12 protein-coding genes are annotated in these 16,901 nt (G+C 66.5%); 6 read left to right on the top strand and 6 right to left on the bottom strand.

Annotation, left to right across the window (positions count from 1 at the left end; genetic code table 11):
* Positions 1 to 9 precede the first annotated feature (9 nt).
* From ACAV_RS18220 to ACAV_RS18215, 5 genes are all read left to right on the top strand, one after another.
* Positions 10 to 5,052, top strand: a complete 5,043-nt coding sequence (locus ACAV_RS18220; protein ID WP_013596052.1) for an RHS repeat-associated core domain-containing protein — start codon at positions 10 to 12, stop codon at positions 5,050 to 5,052.
* 4 nt (positions 5,053 to 5,056) lie between these two features.
* Positions 5,057 to 5,500, top strand: coding sequence for a hypothetical protein (locus tag ACAV_RS24735; protein ID WP_157768787.1), 444 nt, complete (start codon positions 5,057 to 5,059; stop codon positions 5,498 to 5,500).
* A gap of 30 nt (positions 5,501 to 5,530) precedes the next feature.
* Complete coding sequence (locus ACAV_RS24730; RefSeq protein ID WP_157768786.1) at positions 5,531 to 5,953, top strand: hypothetical protein; 423 nt, start codon at positions 5,531 to 5,533, stop codon at positions 5,951 to 5,953.
* Positions 5,954 to 6,098: 145 nt separating this feature from the next.
* A complete protein-coding gene (locus ACAV_RS24725; protein ID WP_157768785.1) occupies positions 6,099 to 6,650 on the top strand; it encodes a hypothetical protein in 552 nt (183 codons plus the stop codon).
* A gap of 404 nt (positions 6,651 to 7,054) precedes the next feature.
* Positions 7,055 to 8,398, top strand: a complete 1,344-nt coding sequence (locus tag ACAV_RS18215; protein ID WP_244875485.1) for a chloride channel protein — start codon at positions 7,055 to 7,057, stop codon at positions 8,396 to 8,398.
* 334 nt (positions 8,399 to 8,732) lie between these two features.
* On the opposite strand, the gene ACAV_RS24190 is transcribed toward ACAV_RS18215, so the two are convergent.
* The 6 genes from ACAV_RS24190 to ACAV_RS18180 all read right to left on the bottom strand — a co-directional run bounded on the left by ACAV_RS24190 (position 8,733) and on the right by ACAV_RS18180 (position 16,167).
* Positions 8,733 to 9,541 (bottom strand): IS5 family transposase gene (locus ACAV_RS24190; RefSeq protein ID WP_167539399.1). Its coding sequence is split into 2 segments (ribosomal slippage): positions 8,733 to 9,211 and positions 9,211 to 9,541, totalling 810 coding nucleotides; the frame shifts between segments, so codons are not numbered across the junction.
* Positions 9,542 to 9,573: 32 nt separating this feature from the next.
* Positions 9,574 to 10,104: an NYN domain-containing protein gene (locus ACAV_RS24720; RefSeq protein ID WP_041828815.1), complete on the bottom strand. Its 531-nt coding sequence runs from the start codon at positions 10,102 to 10,104 to the stop codon at positions 9,574 to 9,576.
* A 244-nt stretch (positions 10,105 to 10,348) separates the two neighbouring features.
* Positions 10,349 to 13,225 (bottom strand): Hsp70 family protein, encoded by a 2,877-nt coding sequence (locus ACAV_RS18195; RefSeq protein WP_013596050.1) that lies wholly within the window; start codon positions 13,223 to 13,225, stop codon positions 10,349 to 10,351.
* A complete protein-coding gene (locus tag ACAV_RS18190) occupies positions 13,225 to 15,045 on the bottom strand; it encodes an Hsp70 family protein (RefSeq protein ID WP_013596049.1) in 1,821 nt (606 codons plus the stop codon). The genes ACAV_RS18195 and ACAV_RS18190 overlap by 1 nt, the downstream gene beginning before the upstream one ends.
* Positions 15,042 to 15,650, bottom strand: a complete 609-nt coding sequence (locus ACAV_RS18185) for a DUF2760 domain-containing protein (protein ID WP_013596048.1) — start codon at positions 15,648 to 15,650, stop codon at positions 15,042 to 15,044. Before ACAV_RS18185 ends, ACAV_RS18190 begins: the two co-directional genes overlap by 4 nt.
* Positions 15,651 to 15,729: 79 nt before the next feature.
* A complete protein-coding gene (locus ACAV_RS18180) occupies positions 15,730 to 16,167 on the bottom strand; it encodes a hypothetical protein (RefSeq protein ID WP_013596047.1) in 438 nt (145 codons plus the stop codon).
* A 113-nt stretch (positions 16,168 to 16,280) separates the two neighbouring features.
* Here ACAV_RS18180 and ACAV_RS18175 point away from each other — a divergent pair, with 113 nt between their 5' ends.
* Positions 16,281 to 16,634, top strand: a complete 354-nt coding sequence (locus tag ACAV_RS18175; protein ID WP_013596046.1) for a MerR family transcriptional regulator — start codon at positions 16,281 to 16,283, stop codon at positions 16,632 to 16,634.
* Positions 16,635 to 16,901 lie beyond the last annotated feature (267 nt).

Here is a 16,901-nt window from a genome sequence, read left to right as displayed (position 1 = left end):
GAAACAAAAATGAGCGGCAAACCCGCGGCCCGGCAGGGCGACTTGACGAAAAAAGGCGGCCCGATCGTCCAGGGCTCGGCGACGGTGCTGATCGGCTCGGCAGGCGGCGTGGCGTGCTCGGAGTGCCCCGGGGGCATGGCGGTGGGCAACCCGGTGAACCCATCGCTGGGCGCAAAGGTGCTGACAGGGGCCGATGAACTGGACTTCGCGCTGCCGGGGCCGCTGCCGCTGGCGTGGCAACGGGTGTACAGCAGCTATGTGAACGCAGAGCACGGCGCGGCATGCGGGCTGCTGGGGTATGGCTGGAAGCTGCCGCTGGAGCTGCGGCTGCGGCTGGAATCGGACCGGGTGGTGCTCTTCGATGCCTCGGGGCGGGCGATCACGTTCGACGAGGCGCTGCAGCCGGGGCAGGCGCTGTACAGCAGCAGCGAGGACCTGTGGCTGTTGCGGGGTGGGGGCATGGCTGGCTCCACGGCCCCATCCTCCACCCCGGCCGAACTGCTGCCCTGGGCGCAGCAGCCACGCTGGTCGCACGTGCCGGCCGTGCTGCGTGCGGACCCGGGCTGCGTCATCTCCGTGCCGGGGGCGGGCGGTGCAGGCGCACCGGCCTGGGTCTTCCTGCCGGCAGGAGCATCGACCGAGGGAACAGCCGCGGGCCATGTCCTGCACGCCGTGATCGACCGCTTCGGCCGCAGCCAGCGCTACCAGTGGGGCGAGGAAGGCGAACAGCAGGGTCGTGTCGTAGGCATCACCGATGGCACCGGGCGCCGCTATGCACTGCGCTATGAGCGCATCGCGCCGGATGCCACTGCAGCCCGCAAACCCGGCAGGCCGAATGAGTGCGGACATGCACGCCATGCGCTGCTGAGCCCCGACGACGGCGTGCGCCTCGTGGGCGTGGACTGCACGCTCAACCCGCTCGATCCTGCGGTGGTGCCCGGCACCGCCCCGCGCCCTCAACCGCTCGTGGGCTACCGCTACGACAGCGCAGGCAACCTGGCCGAGGTACTGGGCGCGGACGGCACGGTATTGCGTCGCTTCGGCTATGACGCACTGCACCGCATGACGGAGCACCAGGTGCGCCAGGGTCCGCGGCACCGCTACGTGTACGAGGACCAGACCGCGCAGGGCCGTCGCCAGGGGCTGGCGGCGCGCCCGGGTGCCCGCGTGGCCGAGCAACACAACGAAGAGGGACTGTCGTACTTCTTCGAGTACAGCGAAGTGCCTCCCAGCATCGGTGAAGGTCCAGCGGGCCCGGCGTGCAGCAGCGCGGTGGTGCGCGACAGCCTGGGCCGCACGACGACTTACCACTTCGAGGGCGAAGGCGGGCTCAAGCGCCTGGTGCGCCTCGTGGCCCCGGACGGGGCCGAACAAGGATTCCGATACGACAGCGCCGGCCGGCGGCTCTCTGCCACCGATGCGCTGGGCCGCACGACATGGTGGCGCTACGACGGCGCAGGCCGGCTGCTGGGCGTGCAGGGCCCGGATGGCCGCAGCACCCAGCAGCACTGGGGCGCGGCGGGCAGTGCGCAGGACGGGTTGCTGCTGGCGAGCCAGGACGCGGCAGGCCTGCGCACGCACTACCGCTACGACGACTGGGGCCGTCTAGTGGAGGTCGCGATGCTGCCGGAAGGAGGAACGGGCGAGGCGGCAACACTGCAGGCCCTCACCACACGCTTCGAATACGCACAACCCCAGCAGGATGCTGAGACCGGCGCGACGACATTCCCGCCCCACACGCTCGCCTGGTGCGACCAGCCCGTGGCGATGATCGACGCCCAGGGCGGGCGCAGCCTCTACGCCTACAACGCCTGCGGCCAGCTCGCACGGCACACGGACTGCTCCGGCCGCAGCCAGACATGGCGCCACGGCGCCTGGGGCGAGGTGCTGGAGACCACGGATGCGCTGGGCCAGCGCACCCAGCTGCACCACGTGCTGGAACATGGCGCCCTGCGGCTGGTGGGCGTGCAGCAGCCGGGCAACACGGCGGTGCGCTACCGCTGGTCGGCCGCCGGCACGCTGGAGGCAACCACGTACGGCACGCACGACGTGCTGGAGGGCACGGGCGAGCCCGCGGGCACCAGCACGACGGTCGCCTACCGCCACGACCTCTGGGGCCGGGTGGTAGAGCAGGTGCAGGCGGGCCGGGGCGTGCAGTTGCGCTACGACGTGGCCGGGCGGCTGCAGGAACTTGTCAACGAGAACGGCGACGTGACCCGCTTCGTGCACGACGCGGCCGACCGGCTGGTGCAGGAAGTGGGTTTCGATGGGCGCAGCCAGGTGTATGGCTACGACGCGGCGGGCCAGCTCACGCACACGGGTGATGGGCATGGCGAGGGCCACCACCCGGGCGCGGCAGCGCGGCCGGAACTGGGCGCAGTGGTGCGAACGCGGTTGCACTACGACCTGGGCAGCCGGCTGGTGGCGCGCGTGGCCGTGCGGCTGCCTGCACCGGAGCCCTCCGATACCGAACCTCACGCGATACTGCAGATCCAGCGCTTCGAGCACACCGCGGCCGGAGCCCTGCTGCAGGCGCGGACGTGGGAAGCAGAACTGTCCCACGGGATCGAGCCCATGGCTGTGCCGACGGCCCTGTCTGCTGACTCCTCGCGTCCAGGGGCTGCCACAGGCCGACCCATCCCCCTCGCCGAACGCTGGCTGGCGCTGAATACGCAGGCACTGTTGTCCCTGCTGGATCGCCCCGGCGATCCCGCCCAGGCCCCGCTGGCCGCCGCCCTGCAGGCGCAGCGGCTGCAGCCCGAGGCCCGCGTGGCGCTGGCACGCGATGCCTTCGGGCGCGTGTGCGGAGAGACGCAAACGCTGTACCGGCAGGCCACACAGTTGCAGGCACCCCATGCCGGTGGCGAGCCGCCCGTGGAATTCGAGCACACGATCACCCACACCCTGGGCCCGCTGGGCCAGCGTACGGCCACGCAGGCCCAAGGCCTGGGCACGTTGCAGTGGCTGGCCTACGGCTCGGGCCATGTGCACGGGCTGCTGCTGGACGGTCAGCCGCTGGTGGACTGGGAGCGCGATGCGCTGCACCGCGAGGTGGGGCGCACGCTGCACCTGCTGGAAGGCCAGGACAACGCAGACCTGCCGGCGATCGTGCATGCGCGCCAACTCGACCCGATGGGCCGGATGCTGCACCAGGACTGGCGCGGCCTGCGCCATGCGGCGCCCGTTGTTCCTGCTGATCCGGCAAACGAATCCGAGACAGGTCCCTCTTCCGCCGCGGGCCGCATCGCCCCGGCGCTGGGTCCCCTCTCCACACTCGCCCAGCGCCGCTACTGGTACGACCCGCTGGGCCAACTGGTGGGCGTGCAGACACCGGGCGAGGCCACGCGCTACGGCTACGACGCCTGGCAGCGCCTGAGCGGGCTGCACCGTGCGGGCCAGGGTACGCAGGAAGTCCGGCAGCACTGGGCGCTCGACCCCGCAGGCAATCGCCTGCCCGCGCCCCCGGAGGCCGGCGTGATGGCACCGCACGCCGATCGGCAGGCGTGGGCCCGCGAGGTGCGCGATCATCTGCAAGACCCCGACTTCGACCTGCTGCGCGCGGGCGACGGACCCGGCGAGCGTGCGGGCCCGGTCACGCACTGGCCGGGCAATCGCATCGGGTGGAGCACGCCGGAGCGGGACAGCGACGGCCAAGGTACCCCGATCCGCTACCGCTATGACGCCTTCGGCAACCGGGTGCAGGCGCTGCACGCTGACGGCCGCGCGCAGCGATTGCGATATGACGCCCTGCACCAGTTGCGCGAAGTCTGGCAGCGCGAGGGAACGCGTGGCGCCTGGCAACGGGTGGCCTGCTACCGCTATGACCCCTTCGGCCGGCGGCTGGCCAGGACCGTCATCGGCGATAGCCGATACAACCATGGAGCCGCATTGGGCTCCGCGGCCACTACCTATGCTGGCTGGGACGGTGATCGTCTGATGCATGTCGAAGGCCCGCAGGGATTGCAGCACATCCTGTATGAGCCGGACTCGTTCGTGCCGCTGCTGCGGCTGGAGCGGGACCGGGCCATCCCCACACCCGTGCAGGCCATGTTCGCGTTGGAAAACCAAGGCGGCGAATCCCACGCGGCGGCCCTGTTCGGGGAATTGCCGCGTGCACAGCGTGAATGGCTGGAGCAGACTCTGAACGACGCCCTGGGGCCGCACGGCGACGCACTGCGGGCCCGCCTGCAGGCAGGCCTGCCCGAAGAAACCGGCGTACTGCTCTCCGCAGGCCTCCGCTCTGTGCATCAGCAACGGCAGTCGGCCGCCCAGGCCCACGCGACGCGCATCCGCCATGTCCTGTGTGATCACCTGGGCACCCCCATCGCCCTGGTGGACGCCAACGGCCCGCAGGCGGGCCTGGTCACCTGGGCTGCCACGTACCACGCCTGGGGTGCCGTGCGCGAGGAATACGATCCGCACGGTATCGGCCAGGACATCCGTTTCCAGGGGCAGCAATTCGATGCCGAGACGGGATTGCACTACAACCGGTTCCGGTACTATGACCCGATGTTGGGGCAGTATGTGACGCAGGATCCGATTGGGTTAAAGGGAGGGTTAAATAAATCAAATTATTCTGGGAGTAGTCCTGCAATAAATTGCGATCCGAAAGGTTTGGACTTTAAAGATAAGGCAACCAAGGGTGGGGAGGTTGGTTATGAGGTATACGATGCTAAAAGCACCTATGAGTCAGGAAGTAAACGAGCATGCCTCATTAGGCAAATAACAAATCGGCAGATTGCCTATCAGGAGTTGCTGGGTAAAATGGGGAGCGGTAAACCTCTTTCAGACTGGGAGAATGAGGCGCTCAGATACTTGAATCAACAACATCCACGAGACAAGTTAACTGCAATGGCTATAGGGTTTGAGTATGGGAGTGAGATATATACAAGTGTTGGAACCAGCCAAGGAAGCCTGATATCCATAGCTAAAGATGCTATTCTGGGGATTTTTGGCGAGCAAAAGGGTAAGAAAAATCAAAGTAGAATAGATCCTGGCCCAGGCAGAGGGCCTTGGTGTGTTGCGACGTTGAAGGAATGCGATGAGGATTAAAAGATTGAGTATCGTTTTAATCGGCGTTATCGTGGGATATTTCATCTACTTCGCTGTAAATGGTGTAATGACCAGAAATATTTGCACGACTGATCAATGTGTCGTTATCAAGGGTGATTGGAAGAAAGTTGATCTTGTATCGGGTCCTAAAGTTTTGTCGATTTATAAAAAAAATATATTCGGGGGAATGGAGGATGGTATCGACATCTATCCTATTGAAAAAGGATCAGTTCTCCCGAAAATTCTCGATGCCGCATTTAAACCTTTGTATGTCACGCCGCTGGGTGCCGTGGGGTCAATAGATGATAATAATCCTGCTATTAAGGAGAAAAACTATTCTGGATTGTTTGATGGAAAGTTGTATATTCCAGGAAAAAGGGTGTTAATCAGTTGTCAGAAGAAAAGTTGTTTGGACGATATTGTGGATATAAGATCGAAAGATGATTGATTGGGTCTTTGTTCTTCCAGGAAATAATTCTTGAAAAAGAATATTGTTTATCTTTTTGTAGTCTCTGGGGTTGTTGTTTCGCTGGCATGTTTTTTTGTCTGGATAAAATCAGGAATACCCAATCTTGAGACACTTGTCCCTCCAGCGCGCTGCGGAAAATCTGCGTACAACGACGAAAATGACAGAAGGCGGATTTCTGTAAACTGTCGGGATTACACTGGTAAAGTGCAGACGGTTGTTGTAAGGAAATTCGATAGCAAGGATGATTTGGCAAAAATGAATTTTGCTTTCAAAAATGGAGTGGGCTTGGATGGGTTTTTGTGTACTCAATTAAACGGTTTGCATGCGTGCTTTTCTGAAGTTGAAAAAATAATGGTCTCTTCAATTGTCGATGAGGCGGTTGTTTTTTATGTTTTGCAATATAACGAAGGAAGAAAAAATAAGGATAGATAAGGTGAGGCTGCTGAGCGGGCGCATCTGTAAAAGCTGCCCTTGCTTTCGCGCTCATGTGCAATTTCCGTAGTGCGCTAAGATGAAAATTAGATCAACGTTATTGGTGTTGATAACGATCTCCCTGATATGGTTTTTTCTATGCATCATGCAGCCTTTTGGAAATCATATCGTTGCCATAACTCATCCTTCAAGCGCATATAAAGAAAGAAACCTCTATGAAAAATTATTTTTAAATAAGAATATCTCAATGGCAAGAGTCAGATTGCTGGGGCCTTCTTGCGACGCCCCGTTGTTGATCAATGAAAATAAGTTCTTCTTTAAATATGCTCGCGGCAGAAATGGTGCTTTATCCGGCGCCATTGAGTTGCTGGGAGCTCGAAGAAATGAAATGTCAGAAATCGAGATTAAAGATTCACTATTTTTAATCGACAGCATTTCAAAAAAATGCAATCCTAACCGAGGTATTGGTGTAACACCTCCGCTCGCCAATGCAATTCTCTTGGGTGAAAAAGATGTTGTCAGAATTCTCTTGAAAAATGGTGCTAATGCGAATTTCAAATACATTAGCGAAAACAATCAGAAAAATATAGGCATTAATGATTTTGTCAATGCCAGAATAAGAAGAGAAATCCAATATTCAGGATTGGTAAGTGAGGAAACAAAAGAAATAATTCTATTGCTCGAAAAGAAAAGATAACATCCGCGTCAGATGCTATTCGTACCTATAAAAATGTCCGGCGCCGAAGAAATTTCCGCATCCGCTGCAGGTCCTGCTTCCGACTCGCTGGCTCCGGTGGAGGTACGCGCGCCTTGGTTTGTTTATTGGTCTGCGCGATGCCTTCGCTGCCCTGCGCTCGACTGACCGCATTTCCTCCTCGTGCGCTGCTGATGGTGCTCGCTGCCTCACGTGTGTTCGCTGCGACAGAAAACTCATAAGACGCTCTATGCCGGCGCACAGGAGGCATGGGCATGAGGCATACCCGCAGGCTGGCGCAGAGCATTGTTGCCATCCGGGCTGCGACGTACGATCCACGGCATTCCCGGCTCTGTGCGGCCAGCCTCCCGCGAATCCATCGCTGCGGCACGCGCACTCCCTGCCCCATGCCCATTCCCGACCCGAACGAGATTCCCGCGGCGCCGCACCGCCTCTCCCGCCGCTTCCGCCTCCTCGGCCCGGTCGCCCGCACGCTGCGGTGGTGGATGTGGGCCGCGGTGGCCGGGGCACTGGCGGCGGCGGCCACCGTGGCATTCCGCGCGCTGGTGCAGGGGGTGGAGCACCTCGCCACCGGCCATGCCGGCGGCCTGGTGGAAGCCGCGCGTTCCCTCTCGCCCTGGCGCCGCGTGGTGGTGTGCACCGTGGGCGGCGTGCTGGCGGGCCTGGTGCTCGAATGGGGTGGCCGCTGGGCGGCGGCCGGCCCGCGTGGCGATGCGCACCTGGACTACATCGATGCCGCGCGCGCCGGGCGGGTGGACCTCAACGATCGCACCACGCTCGTACGTTCGGCATCGGCCCTGCTGTCGGTCGGCACGGGCGCCTCCATCGGGCGCGAGGGGCCGATGGTGCAACTGGCGGCCTGGCTGGCCGCGTGGCTGGCCCGGGTGGTGCCGATCGCCCCCGAGCAGCGCAGCGCCCTCATGGTGTGCGGCATCGCCGCCGGCATCGGATCGGCCTACCACGCGCCGGTGGCCGGCGTGGTGTTCGTGCTGGAACTGGCGCTCGGCTTTTTCGCGCGCCATGCGGTCGCGCCCGTGCTCATCGCCGCGGGCACCGCCAGCGCGCTCATCCAGTTGCTGGTGGACCCCAAGCCGCTCTACGACGTGCCGGCGGTGGCCGTGGAGCCGACCAGCCTGGGGCTGGCCCTGGTGGCGGCCGTGCTGTTCGGCGCGGTGGGCTGGACGCTGCTGCACCTGCTGGAGGGCAGCCGCCGGGCTTTCGGGCGCGTGCGCTCCCTGCCGGCGCGCCTGGGCCTGGGCGGGCTGCTGGTGGGCGCGCTATCGGCCTGCGTGCCCGAGGTCTGGGGCAATGGCTACAGCGTGGTGTCGTCGGTGCTGCAGGGCGGGCACCTGTGGCAATGGATCGTGGTGGTGATGCTGACCAAGATCGTGGCGACGGCCCTGAGTTCGGGCAGCGGCGCCATCGGCGGCGTGTTCACGCCCTCGCTATTCGTCGGCGCCACGGCCGGCAGTGTGCTCGCCCAGCTCGCGGCCCTGGCGCTGCCCGCCGCCTGGGTGGGCGACCCGCGCGCGCTGGCCATCATCGGCATGGCCGCCGTGCTCGCGGCCGTGACCCATGCCCCGCTGATGGCCATCGTGATGGTGCTGGAGATGACGAACCAGTTCCAGATGACGGTGCCGGTGATGCTGGCCTGCGCGGTGGCGTATGCGGTGAGTACGCAGTTCGGGGGGCGGCCGTTGTATGGGAATCCGATTGAGGGGCAGCGGTGAGGTGGCGTTTAGCTCTATCCAGTCTTTGCTGGGGAGTGTGTCTATGGCCGATTCAGGCTGAGAGCGGTTGCTCGCGGGTCATTGGGTGAGTGACTGCTCTCGGCCCATACAGGAAATGGCGATGCGATGGTAGGCATCCGAAGAGTAGACACTCAACGCCGGAATTGTCCGGCACGCAGCATCATTTCGCTACGAGGCTTAACCTTATCGGCACGCCATGGCCGCGTCGAACGACCTATCAGGGCTCTCGCTCATTTTCCCGGAGCCATGAAGAAGATGTCATCGAGCGACGCGTAGAGATCGACGCTTGTTGCGAGCTCAGAATTTAGAGCGGCTAACACCACCGATCCACGAAGCGCGCGCAGATGATCGCTGCCGCCAGTTTCAATAGCGCTTCGTGGATGTCCAGCCGCCTCTCGAATCGGATGCGCAGCTTGCCGAAGCCTGCAAACCATCCGTGCGTTCTCTCCACCACCCACCGATGCCGACCCAGCCGCTCGCTGCTTTCGATGCCTCGTCTGGCAATCCGGCTGGCGATGCCCCGCTGTCTCAGGAAGACACGGCAGCGCTCATAGTCGTAGCCCTTGTCGGCGTGCAGCTTCGATGGCCTGCGACGCGGCTTGCCCTGCAGTCCCCTGACGGCTGGCAGAGCATCGATGCATTTCTCGAACATCATCGAATCGTGCCGATTCGCACCACTGACCAGCACCACCAGCGGAATGCCCCGCGCGTCTACGACGATGTGCCGCTTGGAGCCGAGTTTGCCTCTGTCCGTGGGGTTGGGCCCTGTTTCCTGGCCCCCCGGGGGCTTGGTACCGACGAGCCATCGATGCTTGCCCGGCTCCAATCGATCTGGTCGTGCTCGCGCAGGCGCACCAGCATGGCGTGGTGCAGCTTCTCCCACACCCCGGCAGCGTTCCAGTCGCGCAGCCGCCGCCAGCACGTCATGCCACTGCCAAAACCGAGTTCCTGCGGCAGGTCCTCCCAGGCGATGCCGGTGTGCAGCACGAATAGGATGCCATTGAGTGCGGCTTCATCGCTGACGGTGCGCTTGCGCGCCCCGCCTTTGGCCGAGGGCACGAAGGCCGGGATGAGCGGCTGCAGCTGTCGCCACAGTTCTTTGCTGACGGGTCTTCTTGCCATGAGGGCGCCAAGCATAGCTGCTTCGCGCTGGGCTATGAACAGGTCGTGTTAGCCGCTCTTAGCCCCGAACTGAACGAGCAAACCCAGACTTGCTTTCCTAGGCGCATCGCTTCCTCAATGAGAGGTAGATAGTCTCCGTCACCGCTGAGTAGCAGGAGCAGTTCGGCGCTCGGGAGGTGAGCCGCTCGCATAACGTCGATCACGATGTTGATGTCGACATTTCGAGTTTTCCGGCTTTTGGAACTTTTGTGAAAGATTCGCGGCACCAACTGCATCGAAGCGTCGGGGGTGTGCGGATCGGTGTCATGACTGAACTGGTACTCAGTTCCCGCAATCTGCGTCCTGATCTCTGAAATGCGCTGCTGGTCTCCGGTGGCGCTTGTGTAATAACTCACTCGCTGAATGTCCATGCACGACCAAGTGGTCATGCCAGCGTGCCACACGAAAGTATCGGGGATGTGGACAATCCCTTTCTTCGGTTTGCGACCCTCAGCCACCATCGCTTGGTAACGCATAACCAAATTTTCACCGTCAACGAAGACGTAAGCCTTGGACACTGGCATTTCTTGAGCCCTAACGTGGTGTAAGCGGATCGTTAGCGATTCCTGCCCAAGATTTAACCATTCTCCAAAGCTGCCGCTCGTGATGTCGGTTCCTGGCGCCGAAACCCGCTGTCGGGCGCCAGCGACTGCAGGGCGACAACCGCTGAAAAGCTGTCTTTCCGAACGCGAAGGTGCCGAGGCTTTTTCGACCCAACCAGAGAAACAAGGTGGCGATGCACTTGCGCGGCGCCGCTGCAGTTGCAAATCACCCCCGCACCAACACCAGCCCCGGCGGCAACGCCTCCCCAAACACCCGCCGCTGGTCCGCCTCATCCAGCGCCGTCACCTCCCGCACCATCGCCACCCAGCCCGGCGCGGCCTGCGCGGCTTCCAGTTGTACGGCGATCCGCAGGCGAACCTCCTCCGGCAGATCCCGCGCCCGGTCCCCCGTGGCCTGCGCGATCTGGGCCACGGCGAAGGCCGCGGCCTCGTGGCGCGCCCAGTCCGGCGCGATGTCGGCCTCGATCTGCGCGAGCCAGCCCTGCACGGTGGCGGGGGGCAGCACATGGTGCACGCTGGCGTACAGCGGCTGGCGCGCGCCCAGGCGGCCCAGGGCCCACCAGAGTTCGGCCGTGGGGCGTTGCGGTTGCTGCTGTCGCTGTTGTTGTTTCAGCCGCTGCAGCAGCCAGCCGCCGAACTGCGTCTTGTCGGCCGGCTGGATGCGTTCGAACGAGGCCGCCATGCGCAGCAGTTCGTCGGGCGCCTGCATGCGCGGGCCTTCGGGGGCGGGGATGTCGGTGCCGCCCGCGGGCTGCAGGTAGTAGGCGATGACGTCATAGACCATCTGCTGCTGTTCTGCGTCCAGGCCGCCCGCGATGCGGCGCCAGAGGGTCCACCATTCGGACCATTGCTGGCTGTCGTCGCTGTGGGCGATGCCGGGGCCGAACAGTTCCCACATCTGCTGCATGCGCCAGCCGTCGAGCGGGTCGCCGAAGCCGGGGCGCAGGGTGAAGCCGACGAGGTTGAACCAGGTGCGTTCGTGCTGGGCGGAGCGGCGGCGGCGCTTGGCACCCTGCAGCAGGGCGCCGAAGAGGGTGCGCAATAGCTGCGTGGGCCAGGTGGCGCGGTCGCCGAGCAGGCGCTCGAGGGTGGCGCGCAACTGGCGGACCTCTTTCGCATCCACGCCCTGCTGCTTCTTGCCGCCATAGACGCGGTCGATGGCGGCGAGGGCTTCGGGCAGGCGCGGGTGGGTGGCCGTGGCCTTGGCGTGGGAGGCGGCGGAAGGGAGCTTGGCGCCGGCATTCGCGTGGAGGTCTGCGTCGGCACCTGCATCGCCATCGGCCTGCGCATCCTGCGTGACCGCATCGCCGCGCAACTGGAATTCGAGTTGCCAGCGCTGGGGACGCGGGGCGTTCACGGCCACGCAGTGCATTTCCAGCGTGCCGACGTCGGTGATGCGGGCTTCGAGCTGTACCTCGACCTGTGTCGCACCGCCCGCCTGCGTTTTGGGCAGCACGGTGGCGATGGGGGGCAGGCGCTGCAGGCCTTCGTCGCCGTCCTGCAGGGGGACGAGGTCGCCGGCACGGTGGTGGCGATCGGTGGCGCTGGTGGCCAGGTTGAAGCGCACGGGCCGGCCCAAACGCAGGCGGAAGCGCCGGTCCGCGAGCCGCACGGTGTCGCCCTCGGGCGTGCCGTGCGGCAGCACGCAGACGCCCTGGCCGTCGTCCAGCGCAAGGTAGTAGGCACGGGCTGCGCTGCTGCGGATGCGGGGCGCGCTGCCGGCGCGGGCCATGGCGTAGGCGACGGCGCCGCGCGCGACGGCGGCGTCGAGGCGGGGTTCATCGACCTCCAGCAGGCGGATGGGCGGGGCGCCGGCCGGCTGCCAGCCGCGCAGGGTGGCGAGCAGGCGGTCGCGCAGGGCCTGGGCGTGGAACACGCCGCCGTTGAGCAGCACGGTGTCGGGCAGGGCGCCGCCCTGGCGCTGCAGGAAAGCGGCGATGTGGCGGGTGATGGCGGCGTCGTGGGCGTAGGGCAGGCCGAATTCGACGAGGGCGCCGCGGGCACGCACAGGCTGTGCATCCGCCGCGACCTGCGGGAAGAAGCCTTCGACCAGCAGCCGGTCCACGTCGGCGCGCGTGAGGGTGGCGGAGCGCGCGCCGCCGATCAGCCGGCTGCCGCTGCCTTGGAGCGTGACGGTGGTCTCCGCGGGGCCGTCTGGGGCGAGCAGGCGCTCCTTGGCGCTGCGGCAGCGCTGGGTGAGCTGCGCGAGCTGGATGGCCGAAAGCGGGGCATGCGCGGGCTGGCCTGGCTGGCCGGGTTGGGCCGTGGGCCCGCCCGACAGTCGCGGCTCGATCCAGCGCGCGAGCGCGAGGTCCATGTTGTCGCCGCCGAGCACGAGGTGGTCGCCCACGCCGGTGCGCGCGAGCTGCGGCTGGCCGGCGGCGTCCAGCCTGACGTCGATCAGCGTGAGGTCGGTGGTGCCGCCGCCCACATCGACCACGAGCAGGCGGCGCGTGTGGGCGAGTGGATTGGCCAGATCGGCGCGGTGGGCGAAGACCCAGTCGTAGAACGCGGCCTGCGGTTCTTCGATGAGGTGGACGGGGCCGAGGCCGGCGAGTGCGGCGGCCTGCAGGGTGAGCTGGCGCGCGCCTTCGTCGAACGAGGCGGGCACGGTGAGCACGGTGGGCTGCTGCGCGAGCGGCGCCTCGGGGTGGGCGTGGTCCCAGGCGTGGCGCAGGTGGCGCAGATAGCTGGCGCTGGCCTCCAGCGGGGAGACCTTGGGCACCTCATGGGGCGCGCCCCAGGGCAGGATGGCGGCGGTGCGGTCCACGGCGGGGTGCGACAGCCAGCTCTTGGCGCTGGCCACGAGCCGGCCGGGCGTCTGCTGGCCGAGTTCGCGCGCGAAGGCGCCGAGGATGGCGGGCTCTTGCGATGGCCAGGGCAGGGGCAGGTCGGCCGCCGCGAGCGCGCCTTCGGCCGCATGGAAGCGCAGCGAGGGCAGCAGGGGCCGCGGCGCGACCTCGCCGGCCGCGATGCTCTGGGGGATCGAAAAGACCTGGATGTCGTCCGAGCCCAGGGGCGCGAACGCGAGCACGGTGTGGGTCGTGCCCAGGTCGATACCGATGCGGAAGGCGGGCGCCATCACGCGTCGCGGACGTCGAACTCCACCTTCCACTGCGCGCCGCCCGAAGCCTCGGCCAGCAGTTCCAGCGTGCCGATGTCGGTCACGCGCGCGCGCAGCTGCACGGGCACGACCTCGCCCGCGGCGCGGCCTTCGGCGGGCAGCGTGGCTTCGATCTGCGCGAGTTCCTGCAGTTCTTCGGGCGACCAGAAATCCAGCAGGGTGCCGGGCTGGTCGTCGCGCCGCACGGACGATCCGAAGAAGCGGAAGCGCACGGATTCGCCGACCACGAGGCCCAGTTGCTGCGGCGGCAGCGGCGCCTCGGAGCCTTCCTCCATGCCGAAGGGCGCGACGCACAGGGCCTGCACGGGCGGCTCCAGGCCGGGCACGGCGGGCATGCTGGATTCGATGCCGACGTAGTAGGCCTGGGCCGTGCCGCCGCGGATGCGGATGCCGCGGCCCTGGCGCACCTGGCCGTAGTAGGCGGCGCCGCGCGCGACGGCGTGGTCCATGTCGGCGCCCTGCAGCAGGCGGGCGGCGGGCGCGCCGTCGGCGGCGAGCCAGGCGTTGAGCGTGGAGAGCACCCGATCGGCCAGCAGTTCGGACTTGAACACGCCGCCGTTGAACAGCACGGCGGTGGGGTGCAGGAAGGTGGCGCCCTCGGGCTGGGCGAAGCCCGGCAGCTGCGCGGTGGCGCCGACCTGGCGGCCCAGCAGCGCGGCGAGGTGGCGGGTGACGGCGGCATCCTGCGCGTAGGGCAGGCCGATCTGCGTGAGGCCGGCGCGCGGGCGGGTGATGGGCCGGGCGCTGCTCTCGACGGCCGGGAAGAAGCCTTCGAGCAGGATGGTGGAGAGCAGCTCGCGCTGCAGCTCGGTGCGGATGGAGCCGCCTATGAGCCTGGAGCCGCGGCTGGGCACGACCAGGGGCACGCTCTGCAGGCCGGGGTCGCTCAGCAGTTGTTCCTTGGCCAGGCGGCAGGCGTAGGTGAGCGCGCGCATCTGCCAGGGGTCGAGCTGTTTGCCTTCGGCGGCCAGGCCGCGCGCGACGCCGTGGGCCAGGGCCAGGTCCATGTTGTCGCCGCCGAGCAGGATGTGCTCGCCCACGGCCACGCGGTTGAGCTGCAGGTTGCCGGCGTCTTCGGTGACGGCGATGAGCGAGAAGTCGCTGGTGCCGCCGCCCACGTCGACGACGAGGATCACGTCGCCCACCTGCACCTGCTTGCGCCAGTCGCCCGCGCTGCCGGCGATCCAGCTGTAGAGCGCGGCCTGGGGTTCCTCCAGCAGCGTGATGCCCTGGTAGCCGGCGGCCTGGGCGGCCTCGGCCGTGAGTTCGCGTGCGGCCGGGTCGAACGATGCGGGAATGGTGACGGTGACGGACTGCTGGTCGAACGGCGCCTCGGGGTGGCGGTGGTTCCAGGCGTCGCGCAGGTGCTGCAGGTAGTGGGTGCTGGCGGCCAGCGGCGAGATGCGTTCGACCTCGGGCGGCGCGTCGGCCGGCAGGATGCCGGCGCGGCGATCGACCCCGGCATGGCCGAGCCAGCTCTTGGCGCTGGAGACGAGGCGGATGGGGGTGAGCGCGCCGTGGCTGCGCGCCCATTCTCCGGTGATGCGGCCGGGCGAAGCGTTCCAGGGCAGGGCCAGGTCGCCGGGCGCGAATTCGCTGTCGTGCGGCACGTAGAGGAAGGAGGGCAGCAGGGAGAAGTCCTGCACGGCGCCGGGGCCGCTTTGCTGTGCGACGGGCAGGATCTCGGGCGCCGCGCTTTCGCTGTGCAGATCGACCCAGGAGAGCGCGCTGTGCGTGGTGCCGAGGTCGATGCCGATGGCGTATTTCGCGCCGCTCACAGTTCGACCTCCGCGGGGGCGATCACGCGGGTGTCGTGCCCTTCGGTGAGGGCGGGCAGGCGCACGGCGGTGGCGCGCCAGCCCTTGTGCTGCAGCGTGCCGGTGAAGGGTGGCTGGCCGACCACGTTGCCGGTGACGCGCACGGCGGCGGCGTCGAAGCCGGCGGGCAGCGTCAGGCGGCTGCCTTCGGCTTCGGTGCGCACGGGTTCGAGATCGAAGGTGTCCTGCAGCACCTTGCGGGCGCCGCCGTGCAGCAGGCGCGCGGCGCCGCCCACGTCGGCATCGGAATAGGCGCCGATGTCTTCCTGCAGGAAATCGACGAAGCGCGATTCGCGCTGCAGCAGGGCGAGCAGCTGCAGGGCGGCATCGACATCGGCCGTGGCACGCACGGGCGCGGGGGCCGGCACCGGGGCGGGCGGCGGGGGCGGCGGTGCCTGCACGGGCGCAGGTGCGGGAGCGGGCGGCGGCACTTCGCTGGCCAGGGGCGCGCCGCTGCGCAGCGCCTGCACGCGCGCGGCCAGGCGGCCATCGCCCAGCAGGGCGAAGAAGCTGCCGATGGCCAGGGAGAGGCGGGAGAGGAAGGGGAGTTCTTGGGGTTCGGTCATGGGTCTGTGGTGGCGCCATGGGGCGCGACGGGCAGCGGGTGGGCCGGGCTGGCGCCGGGCCGTGTGACCGCTATTGTCTTCAATGCGGGAAAGCAGTTGTAAAACCCGAGGATTCCGCGCGGCCCTGCCGGGTGGCGGGCAGGCATTGCAGCGCGCCGAAGACCAGTTCGAACACCGTGAACCCCAGCACGATCGCGCTGGCGCCCTGCACCACGGCATGGATCTGCGCCGCGGCGAACAGCAGCCGGGCGAGGGCGTCGAGGCGGCCCAGCAGGATGGAGGGCGACAGCAGCCTCGCCAGGGACCACGCGACCACGACCGAGCCCAGCAGGTTGGCCAGCAGCATGTGCGTGGCGTCCAGCGGGTGGACGGTGCCGGGCAGTTGCCAGTGCAGCGCCAGGGCGGCCAACTGCGCGTACAGCCAGGCGAAGGTCCAGGGCAGGGCGAAGGGCCAGGTGACCAGCAGGTCGTACCAGGCGCTGGCGCGCACGATCCGGAGATAGGAAGAGGGAGTCATCGGTGCATTCGCGATTCGCGGGTGGTGGAAGAGGGCGCGAGCTTCCACCCTGAAGTAAGCTTCAGGGTCAACCACTTTTTTTATTCCGCACCCGCTGCGGGGCGGCTGCACGCATGCGCATCGGAGAACTGGCCGAACTGTCGGGCCTCAGCCGGGAGGCACTGCGCTTCTACGAGCAGCGGGGGCTCATCCGGGCCCGCCGCCAGGACAACGGCTACCGGGACTATCCGCCGGAGGCGGTGATGCTGGTGCAGTACATCCGCACCGCGCAGCAACTCGGTTTCACGCTGGCGGAGATCGGCGAGCGCCTGCCGCAGCTGTGGGACGCGCCGGACCCGGCACCCGCGCTGGCGGCGGTGCTGGCGCACAAGCTGTCCGAGATCGATGCGCGCATCGCGGCGCTCACGGAGTTGCGGGCCGTGCTGGCCGGACGCATCGCGCTCGCCTGCCCGCTGGAGCCCGGGTGATGCGGTGGGACCTGCCGCGCAGCATGGGCGTCCTGCTGGCCGCCGGCCTGCTGGCGGGTTGCGGGCGGCCGGCTCCCGGGCCTGCGGGCGAGGTGGAAGCGGCGCTGCGGGAGGCCGGCCCGGGCGAAGTGTTCCAGGGCCTGCTGGCCGGGCAGCCGGTGCACCTGGTGGTGCACGACTGCGAGGTGTTCCGCGTCCGTGATGCAGTGGGCGGCGGGCGCACGTGGGAGCGGGTGCTGGCGCCCGAGCCCTATCCTTTTTTCACGC

The sequence above is a fragment of the Paracidovorax avenae ATCC 19860 genome (assembly GCF_000176855.2).
Classification (GTDB): domain Bacteria; phylum Pseudomonadota; class Gammaproteobacteria; order Burkholderiales; family Burkholderiaceae_C; genus Paracidovorax; species Paracidovorax avenae.
Note: the sequence above shows the minus strand (reverse complement) of the source record. Positions and strands in the feature narration are given on the sequence as shown.